Here is a 304-nt window from a genome sequence, read left to right on the forward strand (position 1 = left end):
ACAGACGATGACTGTCCTCCGACCGTGCAGCCCTGACGGGACGCGGCCCAGTCAGCAAAAATATTGCTCTCACCGGCAATGTCCTGACAGACCTTCTGCTGTGACACCTGAGTCTGAGGAAATAATCCTCCGACAATCCCCTGCGCCACCTGACAGGAGCTGAGGTTCATACTGTTAATGTCGCTTGCCATTTTCTGCAGGAAGTCTTTTGCGGTTTTGATTTCCGGCACCGTTGCCTGCAGGGCAAGGTCAAAAAAGTAACCGGCAGCGTTGCTCATAATCTGCTTAACAAAACGCTGCAACT

The 304-nt window shown here is 52.3% G+C and carries 1 protein-coding gene; it reads right to left on the minus strand.

What is annotated here, in order from left to right; translation table 11 throughout:
* On the minus strand, positions 1 to 304 hold a 304-nt coding region (locus LZP73_RS19845), incomplete at both ends, for a conjugal transfer protein TraH (RefSeq protein WP_234236632.1).

Source organism: Shewanella sp. AS16, assembly GCF_021412365.1.
GTDB lineage: Bacteria > Pseudomonadota > Gammaproteobacteria > Enterobacterales > Shewanellaceae > Shewanella > Shewanella salipaludis.